Annotated in this window: 16 protein-coding genes; 10 read left to right on the plus strand and 6 right to left on the minus strand. The window is 65.8% G+C overall.

Annotated features, from left to right (window positions below; genetic code table 11):
- Window positions 1-67 precede the first annotated feature (67 nt).
- Window positions 68-478, minus strand: a complete 411-nt coding sequence (locus H0B54_RS03195; RefSeq protein ID WP_188259216.1) for a Ros/MucR family transcriptional regulator — start codon at window positions 476-478, stop codon at window positions 68-70.
- 68 nt (window positions 479-546) lie between these two features.
- Window positions 547-873: an HU family DNA-binding protein gene (locus H0B54_RS03200; RefSeq protein WP_281389950.1), complete on the minus strand. Its 327-nt coding sequence runs from the start codon at window positions 871-873 to the stop codon at window positions 547-549.
- A gap of 321 nt (window positions 874-1194) precedes the next feature.
- Between H0B54_RS03200 and H0B54_RS03205 the strand changes: the two genes are divergently transcribed.
- On the plus strand, window positions 1195-2184 hold the full coding sequence (locus tag H0B54_RS03205) for a TerC family protein (protein ID WP_188259217.1): 990 nt from the start codon (window positions 1195-1197) through the stop codon (window positions 2182-2184).
- A gap of 13 nt (window positions 2185-2197) precedes the next feature.
- Here H0B54_RS03205 and H0B54_RS03210 read toward each other — a convergent pair whose 3' ends face one another.
- Window positions 2198-2665 (minus strand): HAD family hydrolase, encoded by a 468-nt coding sequence (locus tag H0B54_RS03210; RefSeq protein WP_094302060.1) that lies wholly within the window; start codon window positions 2663-2665, stop codon window positions 2198-2200.
- 193 nt (window positions 2666-2858) lie between these two features.
- On the opposite strand from H0B54_RS03210, the gene H0B54_RS03215 reads away from it, so the two are divergent.
- Window positions 2859-4001, plus strand: coding sequence for a polysaccharide pyruvyl transferase family protein (locus tag H0B54_RS03215; RefSeq protein WP_188259218.1), 1143 nt, complete (start codon window positions 2859-2861; stop codon window positions 3999-4001).
- 15 nt (window positions 4002-4016) lie between these two features.
- Entirely contained in the window at window positions 4017-5441 is a 1425-nt protein-coding gene (locus H0B54_RS03220) for an FAD-dependent oxidoreductase (protein WP_246472297.1), read from the plus strand.
- Between the two features lie 13 nt (window positions 5442-5454).
- On the opposite strand, the gene H0B54_RS03225 is transcribed toward H0B54_RS03220, so the two are convergent.
- The 3 genes from H0B54_RS03225 to H0B54_RS03235 all read right to left on the minus strand — a co-directional run bounded on the left by H0B54_RS03225 (window position 5455) and on the right by H0B54_RS03235 (window position 9281).
- The gene (locus H0B54_RS03225) at window positions 5455-6795 is read right to left on the minus strand and encodes a ferredoxin reductase family protein (RefSeq protein WP_188259219.1); all 1341 of its coding nucleotides are present in this window, start codon (window positions 6793-6795) and stop codon (window positions 5455-5457) included.
- A 144-nt stretch (window positions 6796-6939) separates the two neighbouring features.
- Window positions 6940-7932: a hypothetical protein gene (locus H0B54_RS03230; protein WP_246472299.1), complete on the minus strand. Its 993-nt coding sequence runs from the start codon at window positions 7930-7932 to the stop codon at window positions 6940-6942.
- 68 nt (window positions 7933-8000) lie between these two features.
- Window positions 8001-9281, minus strand: coding sequence for an NAD(P)/FAD-dependent oxidoreductase (locus H0B54_RS03235; protein ID WP_188259221.1), 1281 nt, complete (start codon window positions 9279-9281; stop codon window positions 8001-8003).
- A gap of 165 nt (window positions 9282-9446) precedes the next feature.
- Here H0B54_RS03235 and H0B54_RS03240 point away from each other — a divergent pair, with 165 nt between their 5' ends.
- The 7 genes from H0B54_RS03240 to H0B54_RS03270 all read left to right on the plus strand — a co-directional run bounded on the left by H0B54_RS03240 (window position 9447) and on the right by H0B54_RS03270 (window position 16960).
- On the plus strand, window positions 9447-10790 hold the full coding sequence (locus tag H0B54_RS03240) for a glutamine synthetase family protein (protein WP_094302065.1): 1344 nt from the start codon (window positions 9447-9449) through the stop codon (window positions 10788-10790).
- 219 nt (window positions 10791-11009) lie between these two features.
- The gene (locus H0B54_RS03245) at window positions 11010-12110 is read left to right on the plus strand and encodes an extracellular solute-binding protein (protein WP_188259222.1); all 1101 of its coding nucleotides are present in this window, start codon (window positions 11010-11012) and stop codon (window positions 12108-12110) included.
- A 97-nt stretch (window positions 12111-12207) separates the two neighbouring features.
- Window positions 12208-13371: an ABC transporter ATP-binding protein gene (locus H0B54_RS03250; RefSeq protein ID WP_038527850.1), complete on the plus strand. Its 1164-nt coding sequence runs from the start codon at window positions 12208-12210 to the stop codon at window positions 13369-13371.
- On the plus strand, window positions 13368-14291 hold the full coding sequence (locus tag H0B54_RS03255) for an ABC transporter permease subunit (protein ID WP_094302068.1): 924 nt from the start codon (window positions 13368-13370) through the stop codon (window positions 14289-14291). Before H0B54_RS03250 ends, H0B54_RS03255 begins: the two co-directional genes overlap by 4 nt.
- Window positions 14288-15121 carry an ABC transporter permease subunit gene (locus H0B54_RS03260; protein ID WP_188259223.1) on the plus strand — a complete coding sequence of 278 codons (834 nt, stop codon included), beginning with the start codon at window positions 14288-14290 and terminating at the stop codon, window positions 15119-15121. Before H0B54_RS03255 ends, H0B54_RS03260 begins: the two co-directional genes overlap by 4 nt.
- A 403-nt stretch (window positions 15122-15524) precedes the next feature.
- A complete protein-coding gene (locus H0B54_RS03265; protein ID WP_188259224.1) occupies window positions 15525-16541 on the plus strand; it encodes an agmatine deiminase family protein in 1017 nt (338 codons plus the stop codon).
- A 149-nt stretch (window positions 16542-16690) separates the two neighbouring features.
- The gene (locus H0B54_RS03270) at window positions 16691-16960 is read left to right on the plus strand and encodes a hypothetical protein (RefSeq protein ID WP_246472301.1); all 270 of its coding nucleotides are present in this window, start codon (window positions 16691-16693) and stop codon (window positions 16958-16960) included.
- Window positions 16961-17087 lie beyond the last annotated feature (127 nt).

Raw genomic sequence — 17087 nt, forward strand, 5'->3', positions numbered from 1 at the left:
TGCTGAAAGAAGAAAGGCGCATCCTGAGGATGCGCCTGCTGTTGGGTGCAGGGTGAAGGGCAGGGGGTCAGTCCTGCACGACCCGCTTGCGACCCAGTCCGAGCTTCGTGGCCATTTCCGACCGGGCCTTGGCGTAATTCGGGGCGACCATCGGATATTCCGCGGGCAAATTCCATTTGGTGCGGTAGTCGTCCGGAGACATGTCGTAAACGGTCTTCAGATGCCGCTTCAGCATCTTCAGCTTCTTTCCGTCCTCGAGGCAGACGATGTATTCCGGGGTCACCGATTTCTTGATCGGCACCGCGGGGACCAGTTCGGCCTTGGCCGGTGCGGCCTTTTCCTCGCCCAGGCCGTTGAAGGCCGCCTGCACGTTGAGGATCAGCGCCGGCAGGTCGGCGACGGGCACCGTGTTGTTGCCGACATAGGCCGCAACGACCTTGGCGGTCAGGGCCTGCAATTCCGATGCTTCGATGGTCATGGCCGCGTTCAGCTCCGTTCCCCTGTGAGTCGGCTGATTTGAATCAGCCTTGATTCGGGCAATGTCGATCAGACATTCACCACGTCGCGCAACTGCTTGGCTGGTTTGAATCGCGGCGCTTTGGACGCGGCGATCCGCACCGCCTCGCCGGTGCGCGGGTTTCGCCCTTCGCGGGCGGCGCGCTCGGCAACCTCAAAAATGCCGAACCCGGCAAGACGCACCTCTTCGCCGCGGGCGAGTGCCGAGGAAATGCCTTCGAACACCGACTGGACGACCTTCGCCGCGTCGGATTTGCGGATGCCGGCGTTGGTCGCGATGGTCTCGATGAGCTCAGCTTGGTTCATGCGAAACTCCTGGTGCCTTCGCGCGTGTGGATTTTCACGTGTTCTTGGCAGATCGAATCCATTAGCACAAGAGCGATGGCCGGAAAGGCAACCCTAAGTGTTTTTCCAGTCATGAGTTCTTGCGGTCACTGTGGCCCGGATGCATCAAAAGGACCATCCGGTGCGGCACAACGGTGCCGCGTGACTGCCAAAGGAAGGATGTTCTCTGGGAAAAGTCGATCGACTCGCGGACTGCGGATCTTGAACGGACTATGGGCAACACCATTTGCGTGGCGTTCGGGTCCGGGCCCCTCTGACGGCTGAGGCGTCGGCCGTGATGTCGGATACCGCTTGAATTCACTGCAGACGCAGCGCAATCAAGTGGGTCTTGTTATGGATTCCCTTATCGCTCCCGTCTTTCTCGATTTCATGGGAAAGCCGGCGTGGGTTTGGCTGACCTTCATCGGCCTCGTCCTGGCCCTGCTCGCCTTCGACCTCGGCATCCTCAGCCGCCGCGACCGTGAGATCGGCGTGAAGGAAAGCCTTCGCCTCTCCGCATTCTACATCTCCGTCGCCCTTCTGTTCGGCGGCTGGGTCTGGTGGTCGATGGGCGACACCGCGGCGGCGCAGTACTACACGGGCTTCTTCATCGAAAAGAGCCTGTCCCTCGACAATGTCTTCGTCATTTCGCTGATCTTCACCTACTTCGCGGTCCCGCGCGCCTACCAGCACCGCGTGCTGTTCTGGGGCATCCTGGGTGTGATCGTGATGCGTGGCCTGATGATCGCCGCCGGCGCCGCCCTGGTCAGCGAGTTCCACTGGGTGCTCTATGTCTTCGGCGCCTTCCTGCTGATCACCGGCTTGAAGATGCTGTTCGCAGTGGACAAGGAGCCGGACCTCGCCAACAACCCGGCGCTGCGCTTCCTGAACCGGCACCTGCGGATCACCGACGGCTTCCGCGGCCAGAACTTTTTCGTGCGGGAGACGGGTCCTGACGGGCGGTCCACGCTCTACGCCACGCCTCTCTTCCTGGCGCTGATGATGGTCGAATTCGCCGACCTGATCTTCGCGGTGGACAGCGTCCCCGCCATCTTCGCCATCACCACCGACCCCTACATCATCTACACCAGCAATATTTTCGCCATCCTCGGCCTGCGCGCGCTCTACTTCGCGCTGGCGGCGATGGTGCACCGCTTCCGTTACTTGAAATACGCGCTGGCGCTGGTGCTGGTCTTCATCGGCGGCAAGATCTTCTACACCCAGCTCTTCGGCAAGCCGGACCCGCTGATCTCGCTCGGCGTGACGCTGACCCTGATCGCGGGCGGCGTGGTCGTCTCGCTTCTCAAGACGCGCAGCGAGGGGAAGCGGCTGCCGGCGGAGTGACCACCGGCCTTCGTCAGCCGGTGAAGCCCAGGCGCTTCAGGGCGGCAATGCTCTCCTTCGCGCTGGTGTGGAGGATGAAGTCGCCGCCCGCCTGCGTCCAGGGGTCACGGGCCTTCTCGCGGTCGTCCACCAGAACGGTGCCCGGCCCGCCGTAGCGATGCTTGTCGCGGGCCATGCAGGTGATGACGCGCACATGGGAGCCCAGCATGTGGGCAACCCAGCGCCGCTTCTGCTCCGGCGCCCAGGAGCCGAGCGGCAGCCCGGTCAGGATGGTCGGCGCGTAAGGTTCGCAGAATCGCCAGAGGTCCTGCGCGTCGTGCATGAACTCCAGCGTTCCGAAAAAATCGGGGTGGCGGGACAACTCGCGCCACATGACCTTCATCGGGATCTCCTCGGGGCGTTTTCCGGTGACCGCCTTCACGCCGCGATCGAAATCCGCCAGAACGCCGTCAAGGTCGAGAAACAGATCGGGTCTTTGCATCGTCTGCCTTGTCTTGTCCTTCCAGCTCACCGCCCTTCCAACCCCGGGGCGGCCGGTGCGTCGCGCGGCGCCACGAACGGAAGGGTGTTGGCGACCGCGAAGGAAGAATACCGATCACCCGGAACCTTCGCCAGCCGGTCGGGTTGCACCCGAAGGCATAGGCGCATGGGACCGGCGCGGCAGGGGGGCATGGATGACGGTCATAGGCATTTCCGGATCTTACGGCGGCTTGAATCTGGGTGACGAGGCGATCCTCACCTCGGCCATCCAGCAGCTGCGCGCCACGGTGCCCGGGGTTGAGGTGGTTGTCTTCTCCCGCAACGCCGCCCACACGCGCGAGAATCACGCGGTGGACCGCGTATTGAATCCGCGGGAAGCCATGCGGGACGAGATCACTCCGGAGGTCGAGCGGCTCGACCTGCTCCTCCTGGGCGGCGGCGGCATCCTCTACGACAGCGAGGCGCAGACCTACCTGCGCGAGGTCACCATCGCGCAGAGGCTGGAGGTCCCGACCTACACCTTCGCCATCGGTGTCGGTCCGCTGAGTGACCGGGTGGAGCGCGACGCGGTGCGCGAGGGGCTGAACCGCATGACCGGCATCACCGTCCGCGAACCGAGCGCCAAGCGGCTGATCGAGGAGATCGGCGTGCAGGTGCCCGTGACGGTCACCGCCGATCCGGCGCTGCTTCTGAAGCCGGAGCCCTTCACCGAGGAGATGCTGGCCGAAGCCGGCATCCCGCGCGGCCGCCCACTGGTCGGCTTGTCGGTGCGCGAGCAGGGTGCCGCCGCGCCGGAACTCAGCGACGCGGCCTATCACCAGCTTCTGGCCGAGGCGGCGGACTACATCGTGCAGCGCTTCGGTGCCGACGTTGTGTTCGTTCCCATGGAGCGCGCCGACGTGCGGGAGGCGCACCGGGTGATGGGCCGCATGGCGGTGTCGGAGCGTGCCCATCTGCTGCAGTACCGCTACACGCCGCGCCAGATCATCGGATTGATGGATCACTTCGAAATGGCCGTGGGGATGCGGCTGCATTTCCTGATCTTCGCGGCCATCACCGGCACGCCGCTGATCGCGCTGCCCTACGCCTCCAAGGTGTCGGATTTCCTGTCCTCGGTGGGGCTGGAGCCGCGGGCGACCGTGTCCCACACCACCGCCGGAACCTTCCTCGCCGACCTCGACCGCCTGTGGGATCACCGCGCGGAGCAGAAGGGACTGCTGCGCGACCGGATTCCCGTGCTGATGGAGCGCGCCCGTGAGACGGCGCCGCTGGCCCTGCGGACGGTGGCGCCGCGCGCGGAAGCGGCGGCCAAGGCGGCGGTCGAGCCGGCGGAATGACGAAAGGAGTCAGTCTTGCCAGTCCTGCCATGTCCCCCGAACCCTGAAACCGTCACCCTGCCGCCGCGCCGCGCCATGAAGGTGGCGCGCTGCCACGTGCTCGTCGTCGGCGGCGGCCCGGCCGGCATGGGGGCGGCGATCGGCGCCGCCCAGTCGGGAGCCGACACCATCCTGGTGGAACGCTACGGTTTTCTCGGCGGCAACGCCACGGCGGCGCTCGTCATGCCCTGGATGAGCTTCTACACGCAGCGCGGTTCGGTGGCGGTGGTCGACAACACGCGCCTGATGCCGCAGGACCATGGACCCGGCGAGCCGGTGGTGGGCGGGGCGCTGGCCGTCTTCCTGGGGCGCCTCTACACCAACCAGGGGGCCATTCCGCCCTCGCCCGACACCGGCTTCACCGTTCCCTTCGATCCGGAGGTGCTCAAGGTCACCGCTCAGCAGATCCTCGACGAGGCCGGGGTGAGGGTGCTGCTGCACGCGTTCGCCTCCACCGTCCTCGGCGAGCCGGGGAAACCCGACGCGGTGGTCTTCGAGACGAAGTCCGGCCCGGTGGTCATCGAGGCCGACGTGATCGTGGACTGCACCGGGGACGGCGACATCGCGGCGCTGGCCGGCTGCGACTACGAGGTCGGGCGGGAGGAGGACGGGCTGACCCAGCCGATGACTCTGATGTTCCGCATGGTCGGCTTCGACCACGACGCCTTCAGCGGCTATGTGCGGGAGCATCCGACGCAATGGCGCGGCGTGCACGGGCTGTGGGACCTCGTGTCCAAGGCCACCGCCAACGGCGACCTCGATCTGGCGCGCGAGGACATCCTGTTCTTCGCCACCACCCACCCCGGAGAGATCGCCCTGAACTGCACGCGCGTGACCGGCGCTCTGGGCACCGACGTCTTCGACCTGACCCGCGCGGAGTGGGAGAGCCATCGGCAGGCCGCGCAGATCGCCAATTTCCTGCGCAGGTACGCCCCCGGATTCGCCGAAGCCTACACCTGCCAGACCGGCACTGGAATCGGCATCCGCGAGACGCGGCGCATCGTCGGCGACTATGCCATGACCGCGGACGACGTGCTGGGGGCGGCGAAGTTCAAGGACGCCATTGCGCGGGGCACCTATCCGGTGGACATCCACAGCCCCACGGGCCGCGGCACGGTGCTGAAGCGCGTGCCCTCCGGCGAATGGTACGAGGTGCCGATGCGCGCCCTGCTGCCCAAGGGAACGGAGAAGCTGCTGGTGGCCGGGCGCTGCATCTCCGGCAGCCACGAGGCCCACTCCTCCTACCGGGTGACGCCCACCTGCATGGCGACGGGGCAGGCCGCCGGGGTCTGCGCGTCGATGGCGGCGCGGCGCGGCGAGCGCACCCGCGACATTCCGGTCGGCGCCATCCAGCGCGAGCTGCTGCGCCAAGGCGCCCTGCTGCGCGAGCCGGAGGCGTAAGGCTTCCTTGGGATCAGCGCATCGCGAAGAGTTCCTGGTGGAAGCGCTGGTCCACCGGCAGGCCGTGGGCCGCGAAGTCCTGCCGCTGCGCCTGCCCGAAGCCGACCGGGCCGCAGAACCAGACGCTGGCGTCACGCCATTCCGGCGCCACGGCACGGATGCGCTCGCCATCCAGCCGGCCATCGCGGCTGTCGACCAGGACATGCGGGCGAACCCCCGCCGCCGCGGCGTCGGCGGTGAGCTTCGCCATCGCTCCTTCATCGTAATCGCTGGTGGTGTGGAAGAAATCGATGGTTTGCGGCGGCCGTTCAGGGAGTGTCGCCAGGAACTTCATGCGGGCGATGAAGGGCGTGACTCCGATGCCGCCGCCCACCCAGATCTGGCGCGGGCAGGAGTCGTCGAAGGTGAAACACCCATAAGGTCCCTCTATCGTCACCGCTTGGCCAACCGTCAGCCGCTCCCGCAGCCGCCGGGTGTGGTCGCCCAGTTCCTTGACCACGAAGGTGATGCGGCGGTCGGTGTCGCTCCAGGCCGAGGCGATGGTGTAGGGATGGGCGCCCTCCGCGGTGTCCGAGGTCGCAAAGGCGAATTGGCCCGTCTTGTGCCCCGGGCAGCCCTGGGGAACGTCGATCGCGACCTCAAGCGTGCGCACGCCCGGAAAGTAATGAAGCGCGCTGATGGTGCCGGAAATCCGCCGGTCGGCGGCGACACGGCCGAGAAGCACGACGGCGGCGGCCCAGGCGCTGGCGGTGAGCAACAGCGCCATGATCCAGCCGATCGGCGAACTCCAACAGGCGAATTTGGTCAGCACGACTGCGTGGAAAACCAGCACGAGATTGGCAATCGCCAGCAAACGGTGCGTCTTGAAGAACAGCCGGTAGGGAAGGCGCTTGAACAGCGCCAGCGCGATCAGCAGCACGGCCGCGTAGAAGGCCCATTCGCCGAGCCATTCGGCGGTGCCACGCAGACTCTGGAACGACTGCTCAAGGGGATTTTCGGGAATGGCACGCGGACCCCGTTGCGGCCGGGTCAGCCATCCCCAGCCCACCGCCCATTTCGGCCCCTGGGCCCAAAGCCAATGGACAATCGCACCAACGAGCGCGGCGATGCCCAGCCATTTGTGCAGGCGGTACATCTTGTCGAGACCGCCGAACCACGCTTCCGGCCATTGCGGCCGCAGCGCCAGGATCATCGCCATAGCCATGCAACCGATGGCAATGATCCCGCTGTACTGAACCAATTGGGCGCGAAGACCAAAAAATCCGTCCGGCAGAAACACTCCAGGTTCGGCGGCAAGCCACAGAATCGTCAAAAGCGCTAAAACACCCGATAAAGACAGTTTGATTCTTGTCATGGCGACATCCTCCGTGTCGGCCACCGTCAAGGTGTGGATGGAGGGGTGTTTTGCTGCGACCCTCGCGGTGACAAGCCAATTATGATCATCCCAGCCATTCGGATGTCTGGCCACGGCTCCAGCGGGGGATGTCGAAGAATCCGGCTACTTGCGAATCCAGACCTTGGTTTCCATGAAGCGGTTGGCGAGGAAGCGGTAGGTCTGCTTCTGCAGCTGCTCGATGGCGGTGGACTTTTCCAACGGGGTTGTGTCCCAGGCCTGGAGTATGTCCTCCCACTCCAGAAGCCGGGCGCGCAGGTCGTCGCGGATCTTGCGGATGAAGGTCACGGTGGTGTCGAACGCCTTCAGCGCGCCGAAGATCTCGCCGGTCTGCGCATCCGCCTGTTCGAAGACGGCGTCGTAGTCCTTCAGCGGCTTGCCCAGCAGGCCCTGCATGCGCGCGACCTCGTTGCACAGGGTGCGGTCGGTCCGGTAGATCTGGGTCAGCCGGTTCAGCTTGCCGCTGATGGCACGGATGGCGTTGAAGCGGTCACGCAGCGCCTCGATGTAGGACAGCTCCTGAGTCAGATCCTCGATGCGGTCGGTCAGATACTGTTCGTAATTGTCCTTGAGATCGAGCTTTGCCGCGATGTCCGTGAAGGCGGCTTTGACGCGCTGCTTGGTCTGGGGATCCTCGACAATCTGTTCCAGCTCGTCGGCGTTCACCACGATCATCTCGCTTCCGGAGATCGAGGAGACGAGCTGCACCGTCAGGCGTCCCCGCGCGATGTTCCGGTGCTTCTCCTCCACCGACCAGGAGGCGCGGCCGTCCAGCAGCTCTCCCGGAATCTGCTCGCCGGGGCGGATCTGCTTCACATAGGCCAAGCCCTTTTCCACCACGTCCAGCAGCTTGGAGTCGCGGCTGTCCTCCTTGATGTCGAAGGATTCCATCAGCGTGTTGAAGGGCAGGGCGGCCTTCAGATCGCCCAGCAGGATGTGGAGCACCGGTTGCTTGGAGGACGGGTCGATGCAGAAGAAGGCGCCGGATAGGCTGAACACTTTGTGTTCGAAATCGAAATGCGTATCCCGCATCGGCGCCGCGGGCGTTGCATCGGGCGGCGTTGCCGCGGCGGGTGTCGCCTCGGCGGCAGCTTCCATGCTTCCGGTTTCGGGATCGGGGACGTCGGGCATGAGCGGGGACCGGAAGCGGGAATGGGACGGGCAGGTTACAGCAGATCGCGCAGCCGGAACCAGAGCATCGCGAGGACAAGCGCCGGCGTGCGGAAACGTCGCCCTCCGGGGAAGGGGTGGTGAGGCAGGCGGGCGAACACGTCGAACCGCTCCGCCGTGCCTCGGATCGCCTCCGCCATCACCCGCCCGGCCATGCCGGCCAGCGCCACCCCGTGGCCGGAATAGCCGTGGGCGAAATAGGTGGTGGGCGTCAGCCGCCCGACATGCGGCAGGCGGTTCATGGTGATGGCGACGTGGCCACCCCAGAAATGATCGACGGCGGCGCCGCGGAGTTGCGGGAAAACCGCCAGCATCTTGGACCGCATGGCGATCTTCAAGCCCGGCGCGTCCAGCCCGGAATAGCTGACGCCGCCGCCGAACAGCAGCCGGTGGTCGGCGGAGCGGCGGAAGTAATTCAGCACGAAATTCATGTCGCTGGCCGCCACATTGGTCGGCAGCAGGGACGCCGCGGTCGTTTCCCCCAGCGGCTCGGTGGCGATCATGTAGGTGGCGACGGGCATCACCACGGCCGACAGGCGCGGCGCCAGCGCCCCCAGATAGGCGTTCCCGGCCAGCACGAGGAAGCGCGCCGTCACCTGTCCCTTCGCCGTGGTTGCGCCGGGACGGTCCCCGGTGTCGATGGCGGTGACTCGGCTGTCCTCGAAAATGCGCACGCCGGCCCGAGCGGCGGCGGCGGCGAGGCCCAGCGCGTAGTTCAGCGGGTGCAGATGGCCGCTTCCGTCGTCGGCCAGCCCGCCGACATAGGCGTCGCTGCGCACCACCGCCCGCATGGCCTCGCGGTCGAGCGCGCGGACCTTCCCATAGCCGTAGCGGTCGCGCATCTCGTGTTCCATCGCCGCCACGTCGTCCATGTGGCGCGGTTTCACGGCCGCGTGGACGAAGCCCCATGTGAGGTCGCAGGGAATGGCGTGCTTCGCCACCCGCTCCGCCAGCAACGCCTTGGACTCCTCGCCGAGGTCCCACAGCCGCCGGGCATCCTCCGCCCCGACCCAGCGCTCGATGGTGCTCATCGACTTGTTGTAGCCGGTGATGATCTGCCCGCCGTTGCGGCCCGACGCCCCCCAGCCGACGCGGTTGGCCTCCAGCAGAACCACGTCGTAGCCCCGCTCGGCCAGTTCCAGCGCGCTCATCAACCCGGTGTAGCCACCGCCGACCACGCAGACGTCGCAGGTCAGCGCTCCCTCCAGCACGGGGTGCTGCGGGTGCGGAGTCGCGGTGTCGGCGTACCACGAGCGAATGTGGGATGATGTCGGCATGACTGCCGAGTTAGGGGAGGGACCCCCGCCCCGTCAATGATTCCAGCGGTCATATGGGCAGGATCTTTGTTCCCCTCTGGCGCGAGGAGGGGGTGCGGGATCATAGTGTGCGGGTCATCCACTGCAGGGAGGGGCTGCCCACCGTCCGGTGCGGTCCATACGTTCATGGGTTTCATGGAAGACTTCATCAAGAAGAACCGCATCACCGAAGTGGAATGCCTCGTGCCCGACATGTCGGGCATCGCGCGCGGCAAGATCGTGCCCGCCGAGAAGTTCCTGCGCATCCTGCGCGACCGCGGTCTGCGGCTGCCCGAGGCAATCTTCGTCCAGACCGTGACCGGAGAGTATCCGGAGGACGACTCGGTCACCTCGGATGAGAATTCCGACATCTACATGATCCCGGACGAGCGGACGATCCGCTTCGTCCCCTGGTACGAGGAGCCGACCGCGCAGGTCATCACCGACTGCGTCTATGCCGACGGCAGCCCAGTGAACTTCTCCCCCCGCCATGTCCTGAAGCGGGTGCTGTCGCTCTACGAGGAGCGCGGCTGGAAGCCGATGGTGGCGCCGGAGTTGGAGTTCTTCCTCGTCCAGATCAACAAGGACCCCGACTATCCGCTGGTACCCCCGGTCGGGCGCAACGGGCGCGTGGAGAGCGGGCGGCAGGCCTTCGGCATCGACGCGGTGAACGAGTTCGATCCGATCTTCGAGATGGTCTACGATTTCTGCGAGGCGCAGGACATCGACATCGACACCCTGACCCACGAGGCCGGGGCGGCGCAGATCGAGATCAACTTCAACCACGGCGACGCGCTGGAGTTGGCCGACCAGGCCTTCCTGTTCAAGCGGACGGCGCGCGAAGCGGCGCTGCGCCATCAGGTCTACGCGACCTTCATGGCCAAGCCGATGCAGAACGAGCCGGGCAGCGCCATGCACATCCACCAGTCGGTGGTCGACGCGGATTCCGGGCGCAACCTGTTCTCCGACGCCAGCGGGGCGGACACGCCCCTGTTCATGTCCCACATCGCCGGGCTTCAGAAGTATCTGCCCTACGCGATGCCGCTGCTGGCGCCGAACGTGAACTCCTACCGGCGGCTGGTGCCGAACTCCGACGCTCCGATCAACGTGCATTGGGGTCGCGACAACCGCACCACCGGATTGCGCGTTCCTGTCTCGCCCGCCGATTCGCGCCGGGTGGAGAACCGGGTTGCCGGCGCGGACGCGAATCCGTACCTCGCCATCGCCGCGTCGCTGGCCTGCGGCTATCTCGGCATGGCGCAGGGGCTGGAGCCGACCGACCCGGTGAAGGGGTCCGCCTATCGGCTCGCCTTCACCCTGCCGCGCCATCAGGGCGACGCGCTCCAGAAGTTCAACGCCTGCAAGCCACTGAAGGAAGTGCTGGGCGAGAAGTTCTTCGACGCCGTGACCTGCGTGAAGGAGGCGGAGTACGAGGCCTATCACCGCGTGATCAGCTCCTGGGAACGCGAGAATCTTCTGCTGAACGTTTGAGCATTTTTCCGCCCCCTTCCGCCGCTGCCGCGGAAGGGGGCATTTCCGTTCCGCAAAACCCCGCGAACCACCGGCAAACCGTTGACAACCAACCTCCCCGTGAGTGCAATAGCGCTCGCGCCGGGGACGCCGTGCAACGCACGCCGCCCCTCACGTCGAATGGAAAAAAGTCGACCAGTTGCGAACTGACGAACGATCCAGAATTCGGGGGCTTTCTGCATGAAACGTTTCGCTCTCAGCGTCATCGGCGCCGTCGCGGCGATCGCCATCGCCGGCCCGGCGCTGGCCCAGGCCAAGAAGCCGGTCAACATCTACATCTGGAACGATTATCTGGGCGAGTCGACGCTGGCGGACTTCACCAAGGCCACCGGCTACGACACCAAGGTGGACCTGTACGACAGCCTGGAGCTGCTCGAGCAGAAGGTGCTGGTCGGCAAGTCGGGCTATGACGTGATCGTCCCCACCGCCGAACCGACCCTGTCGCGCATGATTCAGGCGAAGGTCGTGGCGCCGCTCGACAAGGCGAAGATCCCGAACCTGAAGAACGTCGATCCGAAGGTTCTCAAGCTCCTCGAGAACTCGGACCCCGGCAATAAGTTTGCCGTGCCCTATCTGGGCGGCACGGTCGGCATCGCCATCATCCCGGAGAAGATCAAGGCCGTCGCCCCCGACGTCCCGCTCGACAGCTGGGACCTGATCTTCAAGCCGGAGGTGGCGAAGAAGGTCGCGGCCTGCGGCATCACCGTGATGGATTCGGCCATCGACGTGATCCCGTCGGTGCTGAACTACCTCGGCCTTGATCCGAACTCCGAGAAGAAGGAGGATCTGGACAAGGTCGAGAAGACGTTGCTGGCGGTCCGCCCCTACATCAAGCAGTTCGTCACCGGCCAGAACATCAACATCCTGGCGGGCGGCGACGCCTGCGTCGTCATGGCCTACAACGGCGACGCCATCCAGGGTGCGGCCCGCGCCGAGGAAGCCAAGAACGGCGTGAAGGTCGAATTCATCACGCCGAAGGAAGGCGTGCAGGTGTGGTGGGACACGCTGGCCGTTCCGGCGGATGCGCCGAACAAGGACGGCGCGCACGCCTACATCAACTTCATCCTGGACCCGGCGAACATCGCGGCGGTGTCCAACACGGTCAGCTACGCCAACGCCGTTCCGGCCTCGCTGGCCTCGGTCGACGAGGGCGTGAAGACCAACCCCGCCGTCTTCCTGCCGGAGAACAGCAGCGTCAAGCTGTTCGCCCTGAAGTCGATCAAGCAGACCACCGACCGCGCCCGCACCCGCGTCTGGACCAAGGTCAAGACCGGCAAGTAAGCGCGCCGTCTACCGGCATGCGCGACACGCGCCCCGGTCGCTCCCTGTCGGGAACGGCCGGGGCGTTCCCATGAGAGAGGACGCCGAGAGGAGCCGCATGGCCGTCCAGCCGATCCGCAAGCCCACGCGCCTGGAACCCTGGCAGGACCCGGGACAGAAGCCTTATGTGCGAATCGAGAAGGTGACCAAGACCTTCGGCGATTTCGTCGCCGTGGACGAGGTCAGCCTGTCGATCTACCGGGGGGAGTTCTTTGCCCTGTTGGGCGGCTCCGGGTCCGGCAAGACGACCCTGCTGCGCATGCTGGCCGGGTTCGAGACGCCGACCGAGGGCAAGATCTTCATCGACGGCGTCGACATGGCCGGCATCCCGCCGTACGAGCGGCCGGTCAACATGATGTTCCAGTCCTACGCCCTGTTCCCGCACATGTCGGTGGAGCAGAACGTCGCCTTCGGCCTGAAGCAGGACGGCGTCGCCAAGGCCGAGATCAAGGAGCGGGTGGGGGCGATCCTCGACCTCGTCCAGCTCGGCCAGTTCGGCAAGCGCAAGCCACACCAGCTCTCCGGCGGCCAGCGGCAGCGCGTGGCGCTGGCCCGCTCTCTGGTCAAGCGGCCCAAGCTGTTGCTGCTGGACGAGCCGCTGGGCGCGCTGGACAAGCGGCTGCGCGAGCGGACCCAGTTCGAGCTGGTCAACATCCAGGAGAAACTGGGCGTCACCTTCATCGTGGTCACCCACGACCAGGAGGAGGCGATGACCATGTCCTCGCGCATCGCCGTCATGAACCATGGCGTCATCGCCCAGACCGGCACGCCGACCGAGATCTACGAGTACCCGCAGTCCCGCTTCGTCGCGGAGTTCATCGGATCGGTGAACATGTTCGAGGGCAGGGTGGTGGAGGATCAGGCCGACCATGTGCTGATCCGCTCCGAGGACGCCGGCTGCGACCTCTACATCAACCACGCTGTGGCGGTGCCCGCCGGCGCCACCGTGGGCGTCGCCGTCCGCCCGGAGAAGATCGCGCTGAGCAAGGAGCCGCCGGCCAACGCCGCGACCAACGCCGATGGGCGCAACGTCACCAGCGGGATCGTGCGCGAGATCGCCTATCTCGGCGACGTGTCGATCTATCTGGTCGAGCTGAAGACGGGCAAGACGGTGCGGGTCACGGCGCCCAACGTGGTGCGGCGGACCGAAATGCCCATCACCTGGGACGACGAGGTGTATCTGAGCTGGCGTCCCTTCGCCGGCGTGGTGCTGACGCAATGATCGATCTTCTGCGCCGGATCGGCCTGTGGGGGCGGGGGGCGGTGGTCGCCATCCCCTACCTGTGGCTTCTGCTGTTCTTCCTGGTGCCCTTCCTGATCGTGTTCGGCATCAGCCTGTCGGAGGCGATGCTGGCGCAGCCGCCCTATGCGCCGCTGATCGACTGGCTGGTGGACGAGGACGCGGGCACGACCAAGCTCCAGGTCCTGCTGAACCTCTCCAACTATCTGCGGCTGGGCGGGGACGACCTCTACATCCTGGCCTATCTGAACTCGGTGAAGATCGCGCTGGTCACCACCGTCTGCTGCCTGCTGCTGGGCTATCCCATGGCCTACGCCATCGCCCGGGCGGAGCCGTCGAAGCGCGGGCCGCTGATGATGCTGGTCATCCTGCCCTTCTGGACCAGCTTCCTGATCCGCATCTACGCCTGGATCGGCATCCTGAAGGCCAACGGGGTGGTGGACAACCTGCTGCAATGGACCGGCCTGACGACGGAGCCGTTCGAACTGCTCTATTCGGACTGGGCCGTCTACATCGGCATGACCTACTGCTATCTGCCCTTCATGGTGCTGCCGCTCTACGCGACGCTGGAGAAGCTCGACCCGACGCTGCTGGAGGCGGCGGCGGACCTCGGCTGCCGGCCCTGGAAGGCGTTCCTGACGGTGACTCTGCCGCTGTCGCTGCCGGGCATCATCGCCGGGTCGCTGCTGGTCTTCATCCCTTCGGTCGGCGAGTTCGTGACGCCGGAGTTGCTGGGCGGCCCGGACACGCTGATGATCGGCCGCGTGCTGTGGAACGAGTTCTTCGCCAACCGCGACTGGCCCGTCGCCTCGGCGGTGGCCATCGCGCTTCTGCTGTTCCTGGTGGTGCCGATCATGGTCTTCCAGCATGTCCAGGGACGCCAGACGGAGGCCGGGCGATGAAGCAGATGGGAAAACTGGCCTGGGCGCTGTGGTTCGGCTACGCCTTCCTCTACGTGCCGATCGCGCTGCTGATCTTCTACTCCTTCAACGAGTCGCGGCTGGTCACGGTGTGGGGCGGCTTCTCCACCAAATGGTACGCGGAGCTTCTGCAGAACGACCAGCTTCTCGGGGCGGCCTGGCTGTCGCTCAAGGTGGCGGCGATGTCGGCCACCGCGTCGGTCGTGCTCGGCACCGTCGCCGGTCTGGCGCTGGCCCGCTTCGGGCGGTTCCGCGGGCGGACGCTGTTCGGCGGCATGATCACCGCGCCGCTGGTCATGCCGGAGGTCATCACCGGCCTGTCGCTTCTGCTGCTGTTCGTGGCGCTGGAGCAGGCCATCGGCTGGCCGGACGGCCGCGGCATGACGACGATCACCATCGCCCACACCACCTTCACCATGGCCTATGTGGCGGTGATCATCCAGTCGCGCCTCGTCAGCCTGGACGAGAGCCTGGAGGAGGCGGCGATGGACCTGGGCGCCCGCCCGGCCAAGGTCTTCTTCGTCATCACGTTGCCGATCATCGCCCCGGCCATCGTGTCGGGCTGGCTGCTCGCCTTCACCCTGTCGCTCGACGACGTGGTGGTCGCCAGCTTCGTGTCGGGGCCTGGCTCCACCACGTTGCCGATGGTCATCTTCTCCAGCGTTAAGTTCGGCATCAGCCCGCAGATCAACGCGCTGGCGACGCTGATGATGGTGGTGGTCGCCACCGGCATCTTCATCGCCAGCCTGGTCATGGCGCGCCAGGAACGGCAGAAGACGCGGGACGAACAGATGGCGGTGCAGGGGGGCTGAAAAGAGCCCCTGCTACCCCCAAATATCGCCTCATAGGGGCTATGCCGTTAGGCCGCAGACGGCGGGGGTGGCCGTTCGCTGCTGTATTTGCTATCGTATGGGCATCTGCAACAGCGAATGAGGCCGTATCGTGCGCGCGCTCTTATGGTTCCCGATGCTTCGTCTTGGTTTTTCGATGCCTTTTTCGGCGCCCAAGCGCCGCTATTCGGATCGTCCGCCCTCCCGCCGTTGAGCGGTCGAGCGCGTTGCCCTTCCGGGCATTCCAGAGGCTACTTTGGTGGCCGTTGCCAAATCCTCCGCTCCGTGGTTAGGGTGACCGTGGGTCACGGGTGACGCCGTGACGACCCGCTCCGGCCACGCAACAAGAGCCGGACAGTTCAGGGATTTGGCAGGAGATTCAAAGATGACGACACCGGCGGCGGAAGGCTTCACCATGCCGGGCGAATGGGAACGGCACACCCGCTGTTGGATGGCGTGGCCGTGCCGGCCCGAGACGTGGCCCGAGGGGGTCTTCGACGCCGCCGCTGCCGCCTACACCGACGTCGCCCGCGCCATCAGCCGGTTCGAACCGGTGACCATGGTTTGCGATCCCACAGACGTTGCCGACGCTTCCCTGGCCTGCGGGCCGGGCGTCGAAATCCTGCCCTTGCCCATCAGCGATTCCTGGATTCGCGACACCGGACCCAGCTTCGTCACCGATGGGAAAGGGCAGCTGGCGGGCGTCCATTGGCGATTCAACGCCTGGGGCGGCAATTACCCGGACAGCGCCAAGGACCAACAGGTCGGGCGTCTGATGCTGGAGCATCTCGGCCTGCGCCGCTTCGAAGCTCCTCTGATCATGGAGGGCGGCTCCTTCCATGTGGACGGGGAGGGGACGCTGCTGACGACCGAGCAGTGCCTGCTGAATCCGAACCGCAACCCGAATCTCGGCAAGGCGGAGATCGAGGAGTTGCTGAAGGAGCATCTCGGCATCTCCAGCATCATCTGGCTGGGCGAGGGCTATCAGGACGACGAGACGGACGGTCACATCGACGAGATCGCCCTGTTCGTGAAGCCCGGCGTCGTCATGGCGATCACCACCGACGATCCCGGCGATGCCAATTTCAAGGCGTTCCAGGACAATCTGGACCGGCTGAAGCGCGCCCGCGACGCCCAGGGGCGAGAGCTGGAGGTCATCCCGGTCCGTCAGCCGGCGCGGCGCGACGAGAACGGCGTGCGGCTGACCCTATCCTACACGAATCTCTACATCGCCAACGGTGGCATCGTCATGCCGGCCTTTGAGGATCCGGCGGACGACGAGGCGTTCCGCATCGTGCGCCGGGCCTTCCCGGACCGCGAGGTGGTGCAGGTTCCGGCCCTGGACATCGTGCGCGGCGGCGGCGGCATCCACTGCATCACCCAGCAGCAGCCGGCGGTCTGACACACCTCATCGTTCCTTGATCGTGAAAAAGCGAAGGCTGTTGCAGCCTTCGCCTTTGAATCGGCCACTGCGTCGATTCGGATCTTGAATCGGCGGGTGAGCGGGCGCATCTTCTTAACATGCAGTTAAATCCGCTCAATATGCCGCCGATGGCGAAGCCTCAGCCGCCGATCACACCGGCGATGCAGATGGCCATGTCTCCGGCGGTTCAGGCGGCGCAGCAGACCACGCCCACCGTCCGCACCCAGACGGTCCAGGCGACCCAGGCGGTCGGCAAGTTGGACCAGACACGCGACACGCGCAACGCGACCCAGTCGGGGCAGGCGATCGACCCGCAGACGGCGGCCGTCCAGGCGCGGACCAATGGCACCGGCTACGGCGGCAAGCAGCGCGGCACGCTCCTGGACGTCAGCGTCTGAGGCGTTTTCACGCGTCCTTTCCCGCTGTTCAATCCACGTGCTCTCCGCCATTATCGTATGCAGAGCCGAGGCGGTTTTTCGCGTTGCCGAAGGCTGTTTCCAGGAAGCTGGTTCGGCTGTAACGCGC

The organism is Azospirillum tabaci (assembly GCF_014596085.1).
In the GTDB taxonomy this organism is placed as follows: domain Bacteria; phylum Pseudomonadota; class Alphaproteobacteria; order Azospirillales; family Azospirillaceae; genus Azospirillum; species Azospirillum tabaci.

Coding starts and splice junctions, on each gene's coding strand:
- H0B54_RS03195 (WP_188259216.1), bottom strand. CDS start 478: ATGACCATCGAAGCATCGGAATTGCAGGCCCTGACCGCCAAGGTCGTT.
- H0B54_RS03205 (WP_188259217.1), top strand. CDS start 1,195: ATGGATTCCCTTATCGCTCCCGTCTTTCTCGATTTCATGGGAAAGCCG.
- H0B54_RS03210 (WP_094302060.1), bottom strand. CDS start 2,665: ATGCAAAGACCCGATCTGTTTCTCGACCTTGACGGCGTTCTGGCGGAT.
- H0B54_RS03215 (WP_188259218.1), top strand. CDS start 2,859: ATGACGGTCATAGGCATTTCCGGATCTTACGGCGGCTTGAATCTGGGT.
- H0B54_RS03225 (WP_188259219.1), bottom strand. CDS start 6,795: ATGACAAGAATCAAACTGTCTTTATCGGGTGTTTTAGCGCTTTTGACG.
- H0B54_RS03230 (WP_246472299.1), bottom strand. CDS start 7,932: ATGGAAGCTGCCGCCGAGGCGACACCCGCCGCGGCAACGCCGCCCGAT.
- H0B54_RS03235 (WP_188259221.1), bottom strand. CDS start 9,281: ATGCCGACATCATCCCACATTCGCTCGTGGTACGCCGACACCGCGACT.
- H0B54_RS03240 (WP_094302065.1), top strand. CDS start 9,447: ATGGGTTTCATGGAAGACTTCATCAAGAAGAACCGCATCACCGAAGTG.
- H0B54_RS03245 (WP_188259222.1), top strand. CDS start 11,010: ATGAAACGTTTCGCTCTCAGCGTCATCGGCGCCGTCGCGGCGATCGCC.
- H0B54_RS03250 (WP_038527850.1), top strand. CDS start 12,208: ATGGCCGTCCAGCCGATCCGCAAGCCCACGCGCCTGGAACCCTGGCAG.
- H0B54_RS03255 (WP_094302068.1), top strand. CDS start 13,368: ATGATCGATCTTCTGCGCCGGATCGGCCTGTGGGGGCGGGGGGCGGTG.
- H0B54_RS03260 (WP_188259223.1), top strand. CDS start 14,288: ATGAAGCAGATGGGAAAACTGGCCTGGGCGCTGTGGTTCGGCTACGCC.
- H0B54_RS03265 (WP_188259224.1), top strand. CDS start 15,525: ATGACGACACCGGCGGCGGAAGGCTTCACCATGCCGGGCGAATGGGAA.
- H0B54_RS03270 (WP_246472301.1), top strand. CDS start 16,691: ATGGCGAAGCCTCAGCCGCCGATCACACCGGCGATGCAGATGGCCATG.